This window comes from Pseudomonas sp. P42 (assembly GCF_017973755.1).
GTDB classification, from domain to species: Bacteria; Pseudomonadota; Gammaproteobacteria; order Pseudomonadales; family Pseudomonadaceae; genus Aquipseudomonas; species Aquipseudomonas iridis.
In genome coordinates this window covers 190,253-206,522 of the sequence record NZ_JACOPU010000009.1, presented here as the reverse complement: position 1 = coordinate 206,522, position 16,270 = coordinate 190,253, and the positions used below count along the sequence as shown (strand labels likewise).

9 protein-coding genes are annotated in these 16,270 nt (G+C 60.6%); 8 read left to right on the top strand and 1 reads right to left on the bottom strand.

What is annotated here, in order from left to right:
- Nucleotides 1-187 precede the first annotated feature (187 nt).
- On the bottom strand, nucleotides 188-6,598 hold the full coding sequence (locus tag H8B20_RS26585) for a non-ribosomal peptide synthetase (protein WP_274611393.1): 6,411 nt from the start codon (nucleotides 6,596-6,598) through the stop codon (nucleotides 188-190).
- 487 nt (nucleotides 6,599-7,085) lie between these two features.
- Between H8B20_RS26585 and H8B20_RS26580 the strand changes: the two genes are divergently transcribed.
- The 8 genes from H8B20_RS26580 (at nucleotide 7,086) to katG (ending at nucleotide 16,260) form a co-directional block, all read left to right on the top strand.
- Nucleotides 7,086-7,880, top strand: a complete 795-nt coding sequence (locus tag H8B20_RS26580) for a helix-turn-helix transcriptional regulator (RefSeq protein ID WP_210625072.1) — start codon at nucleotides 7,086-7,088, stop codon at nucleotides 7,878-7,880.
- Between the two features lie 5 nt (nucleotides 7,881-7,885).
- Nucleotides 7,886-9,292 (top strand): efflux transporter outer membrane subunit, encoded by a 1,407-nt coding sequence (locus H8B20_RS26575; RefSeq protein ID WP_342345726.1) that lies wholly within the window; start codon nucleotides 7,886-7,888, stop codon nucleotides 9,290-9,292.
- 158 nt (nucleotides 9,293-9,450) lie between these two features.
- The gene (locus H8B20_RS26570) at nucleotides 9,451-10,056 is read left to right on the top strand and encodes an SCO family protein (RefSeq protein ID WP_210555184.1); all 606 of its coding nucleotides are present in this window, start codon (nucleotides 9,451-9,453) and stop codon (nucleotides 10,054-10,056) included.
- Nucleotides 10,056-10,535, top strand: coding sequence for a copper chaperone PCu(A)C (locus H8B20_RS26565; RefSeq protein WP_210625071.1), 480 nt, complete (start codon nucleotides 10,056-10,058; stop codon nucleotides 10,533-10,535). Before H8B20_RS26570 ends, H8B20_RS26565 begins: the two co-directional genes overlap by 1 nt.
- Nucleotides 10,536-10,685: 150 nt before the next feature.
- Nucleotides 10,686-11,060 carry a hypothetical protein gene (locus H8B20_RS26560; RefSeq protein ID WP_150604982.1) on the top strand — a complete coding sequence of 125 codons (375 nt, stop codon included), beginning with the start codon at nucleotides 10,686-10,688 and terminating at the stop codon, nucleotides 11,058-11,060.
- Nucleotides 11,057-11,254 (top strand): helix-turn-helix transcriptional regulator, encoded by a 198-nt coding sequence (locus H8B20_RS26555; protein ID WP_210625070.1) that lies wholly within the window; start codon nucleotides 11,057-11,059, stop codon nucleotides 11,252-11,254. Before H8B20_RS26560 ends, H8B20_RS26555 begins: the two co-directional genes overlap by 4 nt.
- A gap of 254 nt (nucleotides 11,255-11,508) precedes the next feature.
- Nucleotides 11,509-13,719 (top strand): LTA synthase family protein, encoded by a 2,211-nt coding sequence (locus H8B20_RS26550; RefSeq protein ID WP_210625069.1) that lies wholly within the window; start codon nucleotides 11,509-11,511, stop codon nucleotides 13,717-13,719.
- 270 nt (nucleotides 13,720-13,989) lie between these two features.
- Nucleotides 13,990-16,260 (top strand): catalase/peroxidase HPI, encoded by a 2,271-nt coding sequence (katG, locus tag H8B20_RS26545; RefSeq protein ID WP_210625068.1) that lies wholly within the window; start codon nucleotides 13,990-13,992, stop codon nucleotides 16,258-16,260.
- Nucleotides 16,261-16,270: the final 10 nt, after the last annotated feature.

The following is a 16,270-nucleotide window of genomic DNA, read 5'->3' as shown; positions in this document are numbered from 1 at the left end:
GGGGTAACCTGCTGTAAATACGCGGAAAAGGAGCGCGCAGCAGCGAGTCCGTGCAAGCCGCGCGCAGCCTGGAAAAACTAAAACATCGGGGCGTGAATGTCTGACATGGGAAGCGGGGACAAGCCGTACTCTGCTCATCCCCGTAGAAGCGGCCTAAGGCTGCTCCTACAGGACGAGTGTGTTGGTGTCAGAGCCGGCGTTTTCGGTTGAGGTCGGGAATGGTGGTCTGCGCAATCTCCAGTTGCTTCGCCTGCCGTGTGGTCTGCGCCGCCAGTGCCGCCAGCGTCGGTTGGCTGAACAGCGTCCGCGCATCGACATGCAGCCCGGCCTGGCGCAGGCGCGCGACCAGACTCACCGCTAGCAGTGAGTGCCCACCCAGCTCGAAGAAGTTGTCATCGCGCCCGACCCGCTCGACCTTCAGCACCTGCGCCCAGATCTGCGCCACGGTGCTTTCCACTTCACCTTCAGGCGCTGCGTAAGGTCGGTTGAGTACGGCTTCGGCACCGGGCGCCGGGAGCGCCTTGCGGTCGATTTTGTCGTTGGGGGTCAAGGGCAGCGCTGCGAGCGACACGTAAGCGCCGGGCACCATGAACTCTGGCAGGCGTTCCAGCACATGTGCTCGCAACGCTTCAAGCGTTGGCACCGTAATCCCGGCCCGCACAGTGTAGTAAGCCACCAGGCGCTCATCGCGAACCAACACCACGGCCTCACGGATCGCCGGATGTTCAAGCAACCGCGCTTCAATCTCGCCCAGCTCAAGGCGCAGGCCGCGCAGCTTGACCTGAAAGTCATTGCGACCAAGGAACTCCAGGTTGCCGTCAGCACCGTAACGCACCAGATCACCGGTGCGGTACAAACGGTCACCGACCACGAACGGGCTGTCGATAAAGCGTTCTGCCTGCAGTTGTGGCAGCCCCAGATAACCTCGCGCCACGCCGACCCCTCCAATGTGCAAGTGACCGCTGGCGCCGAGCGGCACCGGCTGATCGCTGGCATCAAGGACATACAGCCGCGTATTGCTCAACGCCTTACCGATCGGCACCTGCGCTTGCGGCACTGGCTGGTGCGGCTGCAGCGTCCAGCCGCTGCTATCGACAGTGGTTTCGGTCGGCCCGTAGACGTTATGCAAACGCACCCAGGGCAAGCGCTCACGTACCTGCTGCGCCAGCGCAACGGTCAATTCGCCGCCACCGTTGAGGACATCGGTGAGGCTGACGCACTGGCTGACATCGTCTTGCTCGATGAACTGCTGCAACAGCGCCGGCACGAACTTGACCACGCTGATGTTCTGTTCGCGGATCACTTGCGTCACGTAGGCCGAATCGCGATTGCCATCGGGACGCGCGAGGACCAGACGCATGCCCGTGCACAACGGCCAGAAAATCTCCCACACCGAACTGTCGAAACTGTACGGTGCCTTTTGCAGCAACGCGCCGTGTTCGGTGGGCGGTGAAAGCTGCGAGCCCCAATGCACCATGTTGCACACGCTGCGATGCTCGATCATTACACCTTTGGGCGTGCCGGTAGAGCCGGAGGTGTAGATCACGTAGGCCAGGTTTGAGGCATCAAGGCCGGATACCTGTGGATTGCCGTGCGGTTGGTCTCGCCATGCGCCGTGGTCAAGGTCAATCTGCGGCACGCCAGCGCCATCGAGCAGATCGCCAGTCGCGGCATGCACCAGCAGCGCCACCGGAGCGCTGTCTTGCAACATGTAGTTGAGACGTTGCAGCGGGTAATCCGGATCAAGTGGCACGTAGGCGCCGCCCGCCTTGAGGATGCCCAGCAGACCGATCACCAGTTCAGGCCCACGCTCGACACAGATCGCCACCCGCGCATCCGGCTGCACGCCTAATCCACGCAGATGATGCGCGAGGCGGTTGGCCTGCTCGTTGAGCTCGCGATAACTCAAGCGTCGCTCAGCAAACTGTAAGGCGATGGCATCCGGTTTCTGCAGGGCTTGCGCTTCAAACAATGCCTGAATCGGCTGTTCCATCGGGCAGTCGACTGCGCTGGCGTTGAACTCTATCAGCAGTTGTTGGCGCTCTGCTTCCGGCACGACTGGAAGACGATTCAACGGCCGCTGCGGCGTGGTCTCCAGCGCTTCGACCAAACCGCTCAATGCCGCTTGCACATAGCCGCAAATCCGCTGCGCGCCAATGTGCGCCAGGGTTCTGGTGGTCAAGCGCAATCCCGTACCGAAATCATCGACACTCAGGGTAAACGGGTAATTGGTGCGTTCTTCGTTGGCCAGGGTTTCGATGCCCTGCCAGGTTTGCCGTGAGGCTTTTTGCTCGACATCGTCGCTATGTCGATAGTTGAGCAAGGCACTGAACAGCGGCGACGGCGCGGCAACGCCACTGCAACGCTGGGCTAACGCCAACGAGGCATGTTCATGGCCGAGCAACGCCGTCAGTCGCGCATGGGTGGACTTCAGTCCCGCGCGAGCTCCTGCCCCGACATCGACCCGCAACGGCAAGGTGTTGATGAACACGCCCAGCGCACGGTCTGCCCCATCGCCGCCCTGCATGCGGCCCATCAGCACCGTGCCAAACACCACACGCTGCTGGCCGCAGGTCGCCGCCAGCACTTGCGCCCAGGCGAGGTGGATCAGGCTGGCGACACTGACCCCGGCCAGGCGTGCTTGCTGTTGCATGCGCGGGTAGAGCCCGGTCTCCAGCGTTTGTTCGGCTTCTTCGATGTTGCTGCCGTCGCCCTGCACGTTCTGCAAAGCGAACGGTAAGGTCGGTTCGTCGATATCGTCGAGCATGTCGCGAAAGAACACTTCATGCTCCTGCTCGCTGACGCCCAAACGCGTCTGTGCCACATAGTTGCGGTACGGCACCGCTGCCGCCAGCGGCTGCGCGTGCCCCGACAGACTGGCGTGTATTTCCTCGCGCATCGCTTCCAGTGCGATGTGATCCATCGCCAGATGATGGAACAACAGGATGCCGACCACTCTGTTGTGGGCCGGGTCCGGGGCGTACATCAAGCGCAACAGCGGCGCCTGGCTGACATCGAGGCGATAGCGCCGCGCATCGAAGCGCTGGCGCAATTGATCAATGATCGCGCCTTGAGCCGGATCCAACTGCACCTCCTCGAACGGCAGAGTTGCCTCGCGCCACACGACCTGCACTGGTGAAGTCAGCCCTTCCCAGACCACTGCCGTGCGCAAAATGTCATGCCGGGCGATGACCTGACGCAACGCAGCGGCGAAGGTCCCGACTCGCTCAATACTGTCAAACGCCAGCAGCGATTGCAGCAGATACGGATCGCCCTGGGCGGCGGTGATGTGGTGATAAAGAATGCCCTCCTGCAACGGTGCCAAGGGGTAGATGTCCTGCACATTGGCGGCACCGCCCGGCACCGTGGCGACGATACGCTCGATCGTCGCCTGATCGAGTTGCACCAGTGGCAGCAGATCCGGGGTGATGTGCGTGCAATCGGCCGCAATGCGGTTGGCCGGCACTTCGACTTCGCGGCCACTGCCCTCTGCCGCCGCCAACGCCGCCAGTGTCGGTTGACTGAATAACACCCGCACATCGCTGCTCATGCCGATCTGCCGCATGCGTTCGATCAGACCGACCGCTAACAGCGAATGCCCCCCCAGCTCAAAGAAGTGGTCGTGGCGCCCTACCCGCTCAACCTGCAAAACCTCGGCCCAGATCTGCGCAAGGGCGATTTCGACTTCGCCCTGCGGCGCCTCGTATTCACGCCGGATCAACGCCTCCGGCCCCGGCGCCGGCAACGCCTGGCGATCAAGCTTGCCATTGGCAGTCAATGGCCACGCCGTCAGGCGCACATAGGCGCTCGGCAGCATGGCGCTGGTCAGACGGGTTTTCAGGTGCGCGTGCAACTGGTTGATGTCCAGCGACTCACGCTCGATGAACCACGCCAGCAGTTGCCCGTCGCGCACCAGCACCACGGCTTCCTGGAGCGCGTCGTGGCTGCACAGTGCGGCTTCGATTTCGCCCGGTTCGACGCGCACACCACGGACTTTCACCTGATCATCATTGCGTCCCAGGTATTCGAGATTGCCGTCGGCGCGCCAGCGTGCGAGATCCCCTGTGCGGTACATGCGCGCGTTCGGCTCAGCACTGAAGGGGTCATCAAGGAAGCGTTCGGCGGTGAGGTCAGCGCGGTTCAGATAACCTCGGGCGACCCCGGCACCGCCAACGTAGAGTTCACCCATGATGCCAACCGGCACTGGGCGTTGCTGATCGTCGAGCAGGTAAACCGTGGCGTTGCTCATCGGTTTGCCGATGTGCAACGTCTGGCCGGCGGCGATTTGCCCCGAGGTTGCAACCACTGTGGCTTCAGTCGGGCCGTAGTTATTGATCACCGCGAAAGACTGCGCGCGATCGAACTGGCGTAAACGATCACCGCCAATCAGCAGGGTGCGCAACGTCGGGTGATCCAGTTGTTTGCTGAAGGCGTACTCAGCAATCGGCGTCGGCAGAAAACTCACGTCCAGCGGCTGCGCACGCCACCAGGCGAGCAGCGCGTCGACGTCTTCATTCCCCTCGGTCGCGGGCGCAAAATGCACGGTCGCCCCGGCACACAGCGCCGGCCAGACCTCCCACGCCATCGCATCAAAGCCGAACCCGGCGAGGCTGGAAGTGTGTTGCCCCACGCCAAGAGCAAACGCTTCGCAATGCCAGTCGACGAGATTGCCCAGCGTCTGGTGCTCGACCATCACGCCTTTGGGCAAACCGGTGGAACCTGAGGTGTAAATCACATAGGCAAGGCTGGCCGGGGTCAGCCCCGGCACGTCGGTATTGCTACTGTTGGCGAGCGGCCAATCGCGTCGGTCGAGCTCGATCACGGGCACCGATAGCCCAGGCAAGCGTTCACGCAAATCGCTTTGCGTCAGTAGCGCAACCGGAGCGCTGTCGCTGAGCAAATAGCTCAGGCGCTCGAGCGGGTGCGCAGGATCGATCGGTACATAAGCGGCGCCAGCCTTGAGAATCGCCAGCAGGCCGACCAGTGTCTCCAGTCCTCGGCGGGCAACAATCGCGACCCGATCATCAGGCCGGACTCCGAAGCCGAGCAGATGATGGGCCAGCGCATTGGCCTGAGCGTTAAGTTCGCCATAGGTCAGCGTCCGCCCCGGAAAAGTCGCGACCAGCGCATCGGGCTGTTGCACCGCCCGGGCTTCGAATCGCTGATGAATCGTCTGGCCCTGCGGGTAGCTGACGCGGGTGTCATTCCACGCCTCTAACGAAGCGATGTCTGCCGCTGTACTCAAGTTGAAATCGCAGACAGCCCGATCGGGACACTCCAGGCCTTGCTCCAGAATCAGCAGCAGGCGTTCGGTGAAAGAGGCGATCTCATCGGCCGCGAAATACGCCGGGGTGTAGACCAGGTGCAACCAGGCTTTATCGTTGAAACGGTTGCTGCGCAGGTGAATCGCCAGCGGTGTCGTCTCGTGCTGATTGGAGAGTTTGACGGCGTGCCCCGACGCCTCACCGTAGCGATAGTCGTGGTCGTCCTGCTCGTAGGACACCGACAGTTCAAACAGCTGCGAGCGGTCTTCGCGCAGCAGGCCCAGCGCGCGATTCATCTCGCTGAGCGGGTAACGCTGATGACGGAAATCCTGCCTCAGATCCTCGCCGATCGCCTTGACCAACGCAGCAAACGACAGCGTTCGGCCAAAGCCCATGCGCATCGCACTGACCTGGGTGAACAGCCCCAAGGTATTTTTGAAGCGCGCGCCCGAGCGATTGAGGATCGGCAGCCCCGCCACCCATTCATCACGCTGGGCCGTGCGACTGAAGTACACATGCAGCGCCGCCAGCAACACATGAAAGGCCGAGCCGCCGAGCCGCCGTCCAGTGTCTTTCATGCGCTGATGCAGCTGTGCAGGGAAAGCTTCGACGTGGATGCGGGCCGGCGCCGTGTTCGGTTCGAGGGTCTCGCGATGACGCGGGGTCAACAAGGACTCGGGGATACTGCGGTACTTATCCAGCCAGTAGCGCTGATCGAGTGCATAGCGTGGCGACTGCCGGTAGCCAGCGTCCTCTTCGATAAACCGGGCATAGGACGGTGCCGACAGGCAGGGCTGCTCGCCACGGCGCAACGCGCTATAGATTTCCCCGACCGACTTGAACAGCAGCGCGAAACCCCAGCCATCCATGATCAAGTGGTGAGCCTGCCCCGCCAGCCAGTGGCAGTGATGGTCAAGGCGAATCAGGCAGAAGCGGAACAACGCATGCCCACGCAACACGCCGGCCTCGGCCATTTGCGCTGCGACCAGCGCCCGGGCCGCCGCCAGTGGGTCGGGGTGCTCGCTGACGTCATGCAGTGGCAAAGCCACCGGCAATGAATCAGCAAAACACTGCAACGGCAACCCATCAGGATCGACGTCCGATAGCAACACAATGCGCAAGGCATCGTTGGCGTCGACCAGGCACTCGAGCGCCGTCTGCAACAACGCCGGATCCAACGTACCGCTGAGCTCGACGTAACCACCAATGTTGTACAGCGGCGAATCACCGCGGCTCAGTTGATCCAGCCAAATATCCCGTTGGGCGGCGGTCAGGGGGAACGTCTCGACAGGCGCGGACAGATCGTCCGCCGCGTTGGCAGAAGTTGGCTGCATAAGATCCATCTCATGAAATTTGTCACGTATTCAAGCATCGGCCTCCCCGCTGACATGACACCTGAAACCCGGACAACCACAGCCCCTTCCTACGCCTTTGACGCATTGTTCACCGACTCAGCGCTGGCATTCTCCAAAAGCTCTGGAAGTAAATACGGAAAAACTTGTAGGAAAAGCGCTACACGCCAGACGTGCTTTTTGCTTAAGGACGTTTACTCGAAATCCATAAACCCACTGCTTCCCGGGGCCGCGCCGTGACCATGCAGTCACAAAATCCCACATCAACGGGTCTCACGACGTCAGAAGCCCGGCGCCAACATTCAGAAATAGTGGCACTTTGTGTCCCCGTTTTCCCCTACAGACGTAGGACAAATCTATAGGCTTAAATCCAGCCCCAGATCATGTTCAGGAGAGATGACTGCGTGGGCGGCTTTTGCATAGACGGCAGACGACTCGGTGATGGCTCTGTACCAGGGATGACAAGGATATGAATCTGACCGGCAGTATTCGCAACATGGAAAACCCGCACTTCTATTGGCAACTGGGGGAGTTGATTGCAAGCACGGGCGATGATCACTTCGCCACGAACATGTTCCAGTTGGTCGACACCCTGGTGCCGGTCAATCGTGTCGATCTGAGTGAGTGGACGCTGGATGAACGTCAGGCCAGCGTGGTTGAGATCAAGACGCTGGGCAGTGCCGGTTTACCGCAAACCCTGCACGCGCCCGATCCGCTGGAACGTCCCGATGACCACCCGTTGTTGCAGAAAATGATCGAGATGAATGACTCGCTGTTGATTCAACTGAGGGCTTCGCTCCTGCCCCGACATCCGCTGCACAGCGTCCATCAATGCAACCTGGTGTCACGCAGGTCCAACCGGCGCTGCGTCATCTCGTTTTTCCGCCCGCACACCCAGCGGGTGTTTTCCTTGCCGGAACTGTCGTTTCTCAAGAGCCTGTCCGACACCTTGTTGCCGCTGATCGAACGACACGCGCAGATCAGCCGTGAAACCATCGCCAAACAAACGCGCCTGCCTCTGACCGATATCGATCAGGCACCGCTTGCGCAGGTGCTCGATGAGCGCCTGACGTTGAACGGCGTTGTCCTGTCAGCGCGCGAAAAAGAGGTCTGCCTTGGCTTGCTGACCGGCGGCACCGTGCCGCAGATGGCGGAAAAACTGCGGGTCAAGAACAGCTCGATCGAGACCTACCTCAAACGCGCCACCGCCAAGCTTGGTGTCAGCGGCCGGCATGGTCTGGCGAAATGGATGTCCGGGGCGTGATTCCAATAAACCTGAAAAAAACCCTACTGTTCTTGCCGATCCTGATAGGCGGCTGTTCGCTGATCCCCGACTACCAGCAGCCCGTCTCGCCGAGCGCCGGGCAGTACCCAACGGGCGCTGCGTATCCGCCATCGAACCCGACTGCAGTCAGCGAAGACTGGCGCACGCTGTTCAACGATCCGGCCCTGAAACAGCTGATCGAAAGTGCCTTGGTCAACAATCGTGACCTGCGTGTGGCGGCGCTCAATGTCGAAGCGTTTCAGGCGCAGTACCGCATCCAGCCCGCCGACCTGCTGCCGGCGGTGTCGGCCAATGCCAGCGAATCACGGCAACGAATGCCTCCCAGCGTGACCCGCGGCAAAGCCATGATCACCTCGACCTATGCGGTCAACCTCGGCATCAGCGCCTATGAACTGGATTTCTTTGGCCGCGTGCGCAGCCTCGGCGAACAGGCGCTGCAAACCTGGCTGTCGACCGAAGAGGCACGCCGCAGCGCACAGTTGAGCCTGGTGGCCAACGTCGCCAATGCTTACCTGACCTGGCGCGCTGACCTGGAGTTGCTCGCCCTGACCCGCGAGACCCTCGCCGCCGATGAACAGAGCCTGCGCCTGACCACGCGCAACCGCGACGCCGGCAAATCCTCGTCACTGGAACAGGCGCAAGCGAAGACCCGCGTCGATACTTCGCGGGCCAATCTGGCGCGCTATCAGCGGCAGGTCGCGCAGGACATGAACAGCCTGACGCTGCTGGTCGGCGCGCCGCTGCCGGCGTACTTGCCGGGGCGTCCGCTGGCCAGTGATCTGGTGCAACAACTGCCGGCCGGTCTGCCGTCGGACCTGCTGCAACGGCGCCCGGACATTCTGCAGGCCGAGTACAAACTTAAAGCAGCCAACGCCAATATCGGCGCGGCACGGGCGGCGTTTTTCCCCAGTGTCAGCCTGACCGCCAATGCCGGTACCTCCAGCCGCGAACTGTCTGGCTTGTTCGGCGCAGGCTCCGGGGCGTGGACGTTTCAGCCGCAGATCAACCTGCCGATTTTCAATGCCGGCAGTCTGCGCGCGAGTCTGGATTACTCGAAACTGCAAAAAGACCTGGCGGTTGCCGAATACGAAAAATCGATTCAAACCGCGTTTCAGGAAGTCGCCGACGGACTGGCCGCGCGCGCCACTTACCAGCAACAACTGCAAGCGCAGCGCGATCTGGTGCAGGCCACGCAGGACTATTACAACCTGGCGCAAAACCGTTATCAGAATGGCGTGGACAGCAGTCTGGTGTTCCTTGATGCGCAGCGCTCGCTATTCAGTTCGCAGCAAGGCCTGATCACCGATCGCCTGGCGCAACTGGTCGCGGAAGTGAACCTGTACACCGCGCTGGGCGGTGGCTGGCCGGCTACGCAGGAGATTGCTCAGTAAGCACCCGTCACTTTTTCTTACACCTTTTGTCGCCCTGCGACACCCTGTCAGCCGATCGAAAACCGACTCGCCGGTTCAGTTTGGTATCATGCGCCGCTTTTACGGTTAACCCACCCCGCCGGTCCTGCCGACTGACGGGCTGCAAAAGGCGGTATTAAATGACGGCTTTGTTGACTCGCCGCAAGGTACTTGCGGGAATGGGCGTACTCGGGCTCGGCCTGCTCGCCGGCTGCGACACCCGTGGCCAACTGTCGTACAAGTACGGCAAGGATCTGAGTAACAAGATCATGGGCCGCACCTTCAAACTGAAGGACACCGACGGCGACACCATGACCCTGTCGAGCTTCCGCGGCCTGATGCCGATGGTGTTCTTCGGCTTCACCCAGTGCCCGGCGGTCTGCCCGACCACCCTGGCCCGCGCGGCAAAAATCAAAAAACTGATGGGCAAGGACGGCGATCGCTTGCAGGTGATCTTCATCACCCTCGACCCCGAGCGCGACACGCCGCAAATCCTCGACGCCTACGTCAAAGCCTTCGACCCGACGTTCGTCGCGCTGTACGGCACGCTTGAGGAAACCAAGGCCACGGCCAAGGAATTCGACGTGTTTTTCGAGAAGGTGCCGGCCGGCGACACCTACACCATCTCGCACACATCCACCAGTTACGTCTTCGACTCGCGCGGCGAACTGCGCCTGGGTCTGTCCACCTCGCTTTCGGCAGAAGAATGCACGGAAGATTTGCTTACTGTTATGGAGGTTTGCTAATGCAACCGGTTCTGAACAACATCAAACGCGCGGTACTCGGTCTGTCCCTGCTGGGCCTGGCCTTTCAGGTTTCGGCGCAGACCAAGGTCGACGATGCGTGGGTGCGTGCAACCGTGCCGACCCAATCCGCCAGCGGCGCGTTCATGACCCTCACCGCCGACAGCGACAGCAAGCTGCTCAGCGTCGCGACCCCGGTGGCCAAAGACGTGCAAATTCACGAAATGAGCATGAAGAACGACGTCATGAGCATGGGCCCGGTCAAATCGGTCGACCTGCCGGCTGGTAAAGCCGTCAAGCTTGATCCGAACGGTTACCACGTGATGCTGATGGGCCTGACCGGTCAGTTGAAAGAAGGCGAATCCGTGCCGCTGACCCTGACCGTGGAAAACGCCAAGGGCGAAAAAGAAACCGTTGAAGTGAAGGCCAGCGTGCGTTCGCTGACCAACATGGAAGGTCACGATCACAGCAAAATGCATTGATCTGACTGAGCGGTAACAAAAAAGGGGCGGCCTGATCGTTGATCAGTCCGCCCCTTTTTAGTTTGGGAAATCAACTTTTATGGAAAGCGAGCTTTACATAAGGGAGATCTTTCGCAACTATGTAAAGGGTCTTTTACATAGGAAGTAAGCATGAACCGGTATTACCTGGAAATTGGCGCAGCACTGATCCTTTACACGGTGGCGTTGGTCGCCTCACTGGTTGCCTCGCAATACCTGATGGATGCCAACATTATTCTGCGTTCAGCCGTCGCCCTGACACCGATCCTCCCGGCAGGTTTGATGTGCTGGGCCATCGTGCGCAACATGCGCCGCATGGATGAAATGCATCTGCGCATCCAGTTCGAAGCACTGGGCTTCGCGTTTGCCGCTTCAGCGCTGCTGACCTTCAGCTACGGTTTTCTGGAAAACGTCGGCGCGCCGCACATTCCATGGACTTGCGTGTGGCCAGTGATGGGCGCGATGTGGATTCTCGGCCTACAGATCGCCCGGCGCCGCTACCAATGAAGAACCGCCTCAAGGCACTGCGCGCCGAGCGCAAATGGTCACAGGTCGATCTGGCTGAAAGGCTCAACGTGTCACGCCAGACGATCAACGCCATCGAGAACGAGCGCTACGACCCAAGCCTGCCACTGGCCTTCCAGATTGCCCGGGCGTTTGAACTATCGATTGAAAGTATTTTTGATGACGGCGTGGACTGAGCAAAAGTCGGTGCTGGCGGATCCCAGTTTCGGTTAAACAGCCTGAAACAAAAAAACGCCTGCACCGATTAGCCTGCCGTATTCCGGTTAATTGTCAGACACCCGCCCCTGACTGGGCTCCAGCTCGGTGCCCACGCTTACAAGTGCTCCCGACACCGGATCACCTTCAAGTTTTAGAAGGCGATCACACAGCTCACCCTTGGTATCATCACCCACACTTTTTTGACGATTTAATGACTGGAAGGTCTTTTTTTGTGAGCGCTCTTTTTCGCTGGTTGCGGCAGCCGCATGCCCGCCTGTTCTCTTTGGTTCTGCTGGTACTGATTGTGCCGGTGTGCCTGCGCGCGGCATTGGGCTGGTCGACACCGCTGGGTTATCTGTCGGATCTGGCCATTGGCAGTTTGCTGGTGGTTCTGCTGCATCGCCGGGCATGGTGGCTGGCGATGCCGGTGCTGGTGTTCTGGGCGCTGCTGGCGGTGGCAACGGCCGAGTTGGTCAGCGCTGTTGGCCGTTTGCCGAATCCTTCCGATCTGCATTACCTGATTGATCCGCAATTTGTCGAAAACTCCACCGGTGGTGGTTTGGCGCATCCGGCGCTGGGCATCACATTGCTGCTGGCCTTGGCGTTCTGGCTGCTGACGCAGTTGACCGGTCGCGGCATTGTCCGCCCACCCCTGCCCCGCGCGGTCTGGAGCGCGCCGCTGGTATTGTTCGCCGCGCACTGGGGCGCGCAGAATCTGTGGCCGAGCGAGGACGATCCGTGGCGCGCGTACAACCTGCCGCATCAATTGCTCGCCACTCAGGTCGCCGATATTCAGATTCAGGCCGAGGAATGGCTTGACGGTGATGTCGAAGAAGCCACACCGGCGATGGCCGGGCTCACCGACGTCGACCTCAACGGTCAAAAACTGCTGGCCGCGCCGGGGCAAGCACGCAACGTCTTGATCATTGCCCTGGAAGGCATTCCCGGTGCTTACATCCGCGCCAATCGCGAAGCCATCGGCAGCCATTATCAGGAAGACCTTATGCCCAACCTCAGCCGCTGGGCCGAGCGCGGCATGAACACTCCGGATTACGTTCTGCACACGCACCAGACCATTCGCGGTCTGTACGCGATGCTCTGTGGCGATTACGACAAACTAAACAACGGCACGCCCAAAGGCGTGGAAATGCTCACCCAGAAGGAACGCAATCAGGCCTGTCTTCCGGCGCAGCTGCGCGAACATGGCTTCAGCACTCACTACTTGCAAGGCGCCGGGCTGCGCTTCATGGCCAAAGACAAGATCATGCCGCACATCGGTTTCGATGCGACTCATGGCCTGGAATGGTTCACCAATGCCAACTACCTGGAGTTTCCGTGGGGCAAGGATGACAAAGCGTTCTTCGAGGGTGCGCTGGATTACGTCGGCCAACTTAACAAGCAGAAACAGCCGTGGATGCTGACGTTGTTGACGGTGGGTACGCATCAGCCCTACTCCGCGCCGGACGAATACCTGGAGCGCTACGAGACACCCAAGCAGGCCGCCGTCGGTTATCTGGACGATGCGCTGGACCACTTCCTCGCAGGGCTTGAGCGCCAAGGTGTGCTCAAAGACACGCTGGTGGTGATCACCTCCGATGAATCCCACGGCATCGACGGCGTACGTCTGGCCTCGTCGTGGGGCTTCAACCTGACGCTGGCGCCGGAGCAGCCACAACTGCCGCGACTAAATGCCGGGGTCTATGGTCATGTGGATCTGAGCACGTCGATCCTCGACTACTTCGACCTGCCGGTGCCCTCCGCGCTAAGTGGCCGTTCGCTGTTTCGCAACTACGATTCCGGTCGCGAAATCATGTCGTACACCAACGGCAAACTGCGCTATCACGACGGCCAGGGCATCTTTTCCGAATGTGACATGCCGCGCCGCTGCCGCTACTACGAAAGCGCCGGCTTCATCGCCGAGAGCGCCACGTTCAAGGGAAGCTACAGCGGCCAGCGCGCCCGGCAAGTCGCCGCCCGCGCCTCGGCACTCGACCTGTCGCTGCTGCGCACCCCGCTCAACCATCGCTATCAGTTCGGCAGCACCAACGTCATTGCGCTGCAAGCACAAATCAAGGACGACTGGGCCGACAACCTGATCGGCGCGCAATACCTGGAAATGCCCAAGGGCTCGCACACCCGCGTGCGCCTGACCGTGCGCTCTGTCGATCCGCAACAGGCGGCGTACATCCAGCTCAAGGCCAAGGAGTTCGAGCAGGACGTGCAACTGGGCTTGCCAGCAGAAATGGTCGCTACGGCGGATCAACCGCTGGAGATGGATTTCAGCTTTGATAACCCGCAGCAGCGCAAGGCGTTCTCGTTCCATTTGCTGGGTTATGGACTGGGCGCGGTGGAGGTTACGGATTTCAGTGTGATTACTGAAATACCGGGGCAAGAGGACATTCTCGACGACGTGCTTGAGGACGAGGCCGCGCAGTCGAGTTGACCGCGCAATCCCGTGTAGGAGCTGCCGCAGGCTGCGATCTTTTGATCTTGCTTTTTAAAGACCAACGTCAAAAGATCGCAGCCTTCGGCAGCTCCTACAGGGGGTTATGCGCTATGCCGAGTGAGGGTTTTGCAGCAACATCTACGGTAAAAGACTCTGCCTATCAGCGTCCAATAGTCGGGCTATTAGCCGACTCGCCAACTCGGGTCTAGCCTTACAAGTCCGAAGTCGGCACGAGCCGGCCGTCGCAGACCTGATAAGGACCCGAACATGGCAAATGAATCGAAATGCCCGTTCAACCACGCCGCCGGTGGTGGTACGACGAACCGTGACTGGTGGCCGAATCAACTCAACCTGAAGATCCTGAGTCAGCACTCGCCCAAGTCCGATCCGCTGGGCAAGGACTTCGACTACGCCAACGCCTTCAAAAGCCTGGACTTCCAGGCACTGAAACAAGACCTGCGCGCACTGATGACCGACTCCCAGGACTGGTGGCCGGCAGACTTTGGCCACTATGGCCCGCTCTTCGTGCGCATGGCCTGGCACAGCGCCGGCACCTATCGCACCGCGGATGGCCGCGGTGGTGCCGGCTCCGGCCAGCAACGTTTTGCCCCGCTCAATAGCTGGCCGGACAACGTCAGCCTCGACAAGGCCCGTCGCCTGCTGTGGCCTGTCAAACAGAAATATGGTCGCAATATTTCCTGGGCTGACCTGATTGTTCTCACCGGTAACGTCGCGCTGGAATCCATGGGCTTCAAGACCTTCGGCTTCTCCGGTGGTCGCGCGGATGTCTGGGAACCGGATGAAGACGTGTACTGGGGCTCGGAAAACGAATGGCTGGGCGGCGACAGCCGTTACGGCAAAAGCAAGGAGCCGATGCAGGAGCCCGGTGACGGTACGCTGGTCGCCGAGCCGGATTTGCATGGCAAAGAAGAAAGCCGCACCGACCAGGGTGAACGCAATCTGGAAAATCCGCTCGCCGCGGTGCAGATGGGGCTTATTTATGTGAACCCGGAAGGCCCCGAGGGCAATCCGGACCCGGTAGCGTCGGCCCGCGACATTCGCGAAACCTTTGGCCGCATGGCCATGAACGATGAGGAAACCGTGGCGCTGATCGCCGGCGGCCACGCTTTCGGCAAAACCCACGGCGCCGGCCCTGCCGATAACGTCGGTGCTGAACCGGAAGCCGCCGGGCTGGAAGAACAAGGTCTGGGCTGGAGAAACAGCTTTGGCACCGGCAAGGGCGCTGACACCATCACCAGTGGCCTCGAAGTGACTTGGACCACCACGCCGACCCAGTGGAGCAACAACTACCTGGAAAACCTGTTCGGCTTCGAGTGGGAGCTGACCAAAAGCCCGGCCGGCGCGCACCAATGGAAACCGAAAAATGGCGCGGGCGCTGGCACCATTCCCCATGCCCATGACCCGAACAAACGTATCGATCCGACCATGCTGACGTCTGACCTGGCACTGCGCTTCGATCCGGCTTACGAGCAGATCTCCCGGCGTTTCCTGGCCAATCCCGACCAGTTGGCCGATGCATTTGCCCGCGCCTGGTACAAGTTGATCCACCGCGACATGGGCCCGCTGTCACGCTACCTCGGCCCGGAACTGCCGAACGAGGAGCTGCTGTGGCAAGACCCGATTCCCGAGGTCACTCATCCGCTGATCGACGATAACGATGTGGCCACGCTGAAAAGCAAAGTGCTGGCATCGGGGCTTTCCGTCTCGCAACTGGTTTCGACCGCATGGGCGGCGGCGTCGACGTTCCGTGGTTCGGACAAACGCGGTGGCGCCAACGGTGGTCGCCTGCGTCTGGCACCGCAGAAGTTCTGGCAGGCCAACCAGCCTGAGCAATTGGCCAAGGTCCTGCAAACCCTCGAAGGGATTCAGGGCGAGTTCAATGGCGGCGCAACCGGCAAGAAAGTTTCGCTGGCCGACCTGATCGTGCTGGCGGGTAATGCCGGGGTCGAGCAAGCGGCGAAAAATGCCGGCCACGCGGTCACCGTGCCATTTTCGCCGGGACGTACGGATGCGACTCAGGAGCAGACCGACGTCGAGTCATTCGGTTTTCTCGAGCCGATTGCCGATGGCTTCCGCAATTACAGCAAGGGTAAATACACTGTAGCGGCCGAGGCGCTGCTGATCGACAAGGCGCAATTGCTCACCCTGACCGCGCCGGAAATGACCGTGTTGCTCGGTGGTCTGCGGGTGCTGAACACTAACGTCGGGCAAACCCGCCATGGCGTGTTCACCAGTCAGACCGAAGCGCTGACCAACGACTTCTTCACCAACCTGCTGGACATGGGCGTGGAGTGGAAGCCGACCTCACCGGAAGCGGACGCGTTTGAAGGCCGCGACCGTAAAAACGGTAGCGTGAAATGGACCGCGACACGGGTTGATCTGGTGTTTGGTTCCAACGCGATATTGCGGGCAGTCGCGGAGGTGTATGCGAGTGCGGATGCGAAGGAACAGTTTGTTAAGGACTTCGTCGCAGCGTGGACGAAGGTGATGAATCTGGATCGGTTTGATTTGAAGTAACTGACAAAAC

Excerpts from the sequence above, each read along its gene's own strand:
- H8B20_RS26570 (WP_210555184.1), top strand. The coding sequence starts at position 9,451 with ATGACGGCTTTGTTGACTCGCCGCAAGGTACTTGCGGGAATGGGCGTA.
- H8B20_RS26585 (WP_274611393.1), bottom strand. The coding sequence starts at position 6,598 with ATGCAGCCAACTTCTGCCAACGCGGCGGACGATCTGTCCGCGCCTGTC.
- H8B20_RS26555 (WP_210625070.1), top strand. The coding sequence starts at position 11,057 with ATGAAGAACCGCCTCAAGGCACTGCGCGCCGAGCGCAAATGGTCACAG.
- katG (WP_210625068.1), top strand. The coding sequence starts at position 13,990 with ATGGCAAATGAATCGAAATGCCCGTTCAACCACGCCGCCGGTGGTGGT.
- H8B20_RS26565 (WP_210625071.1), top strand. The coding sequence starts at position 10,056 with ATGCAACCGGTTCTGAACAACATCAAACGCGCGGTACTCGGTCTGTCC.
- H8B20_RS26580 (WP_210625072.1), top strand. The coding sequence starts at position 7,086 with ATGAATCTGACCGGCAGTATTCGCAACATGGAAAACCCGCACTTCTAT.
- H8B20_RS26560 (WP_150604982.1), top strand. The coding sequence starts at position 10,686 with ATGAACCGGTATTACCTGGAAATTGGCGCAGCACTGATCCTTTACACG.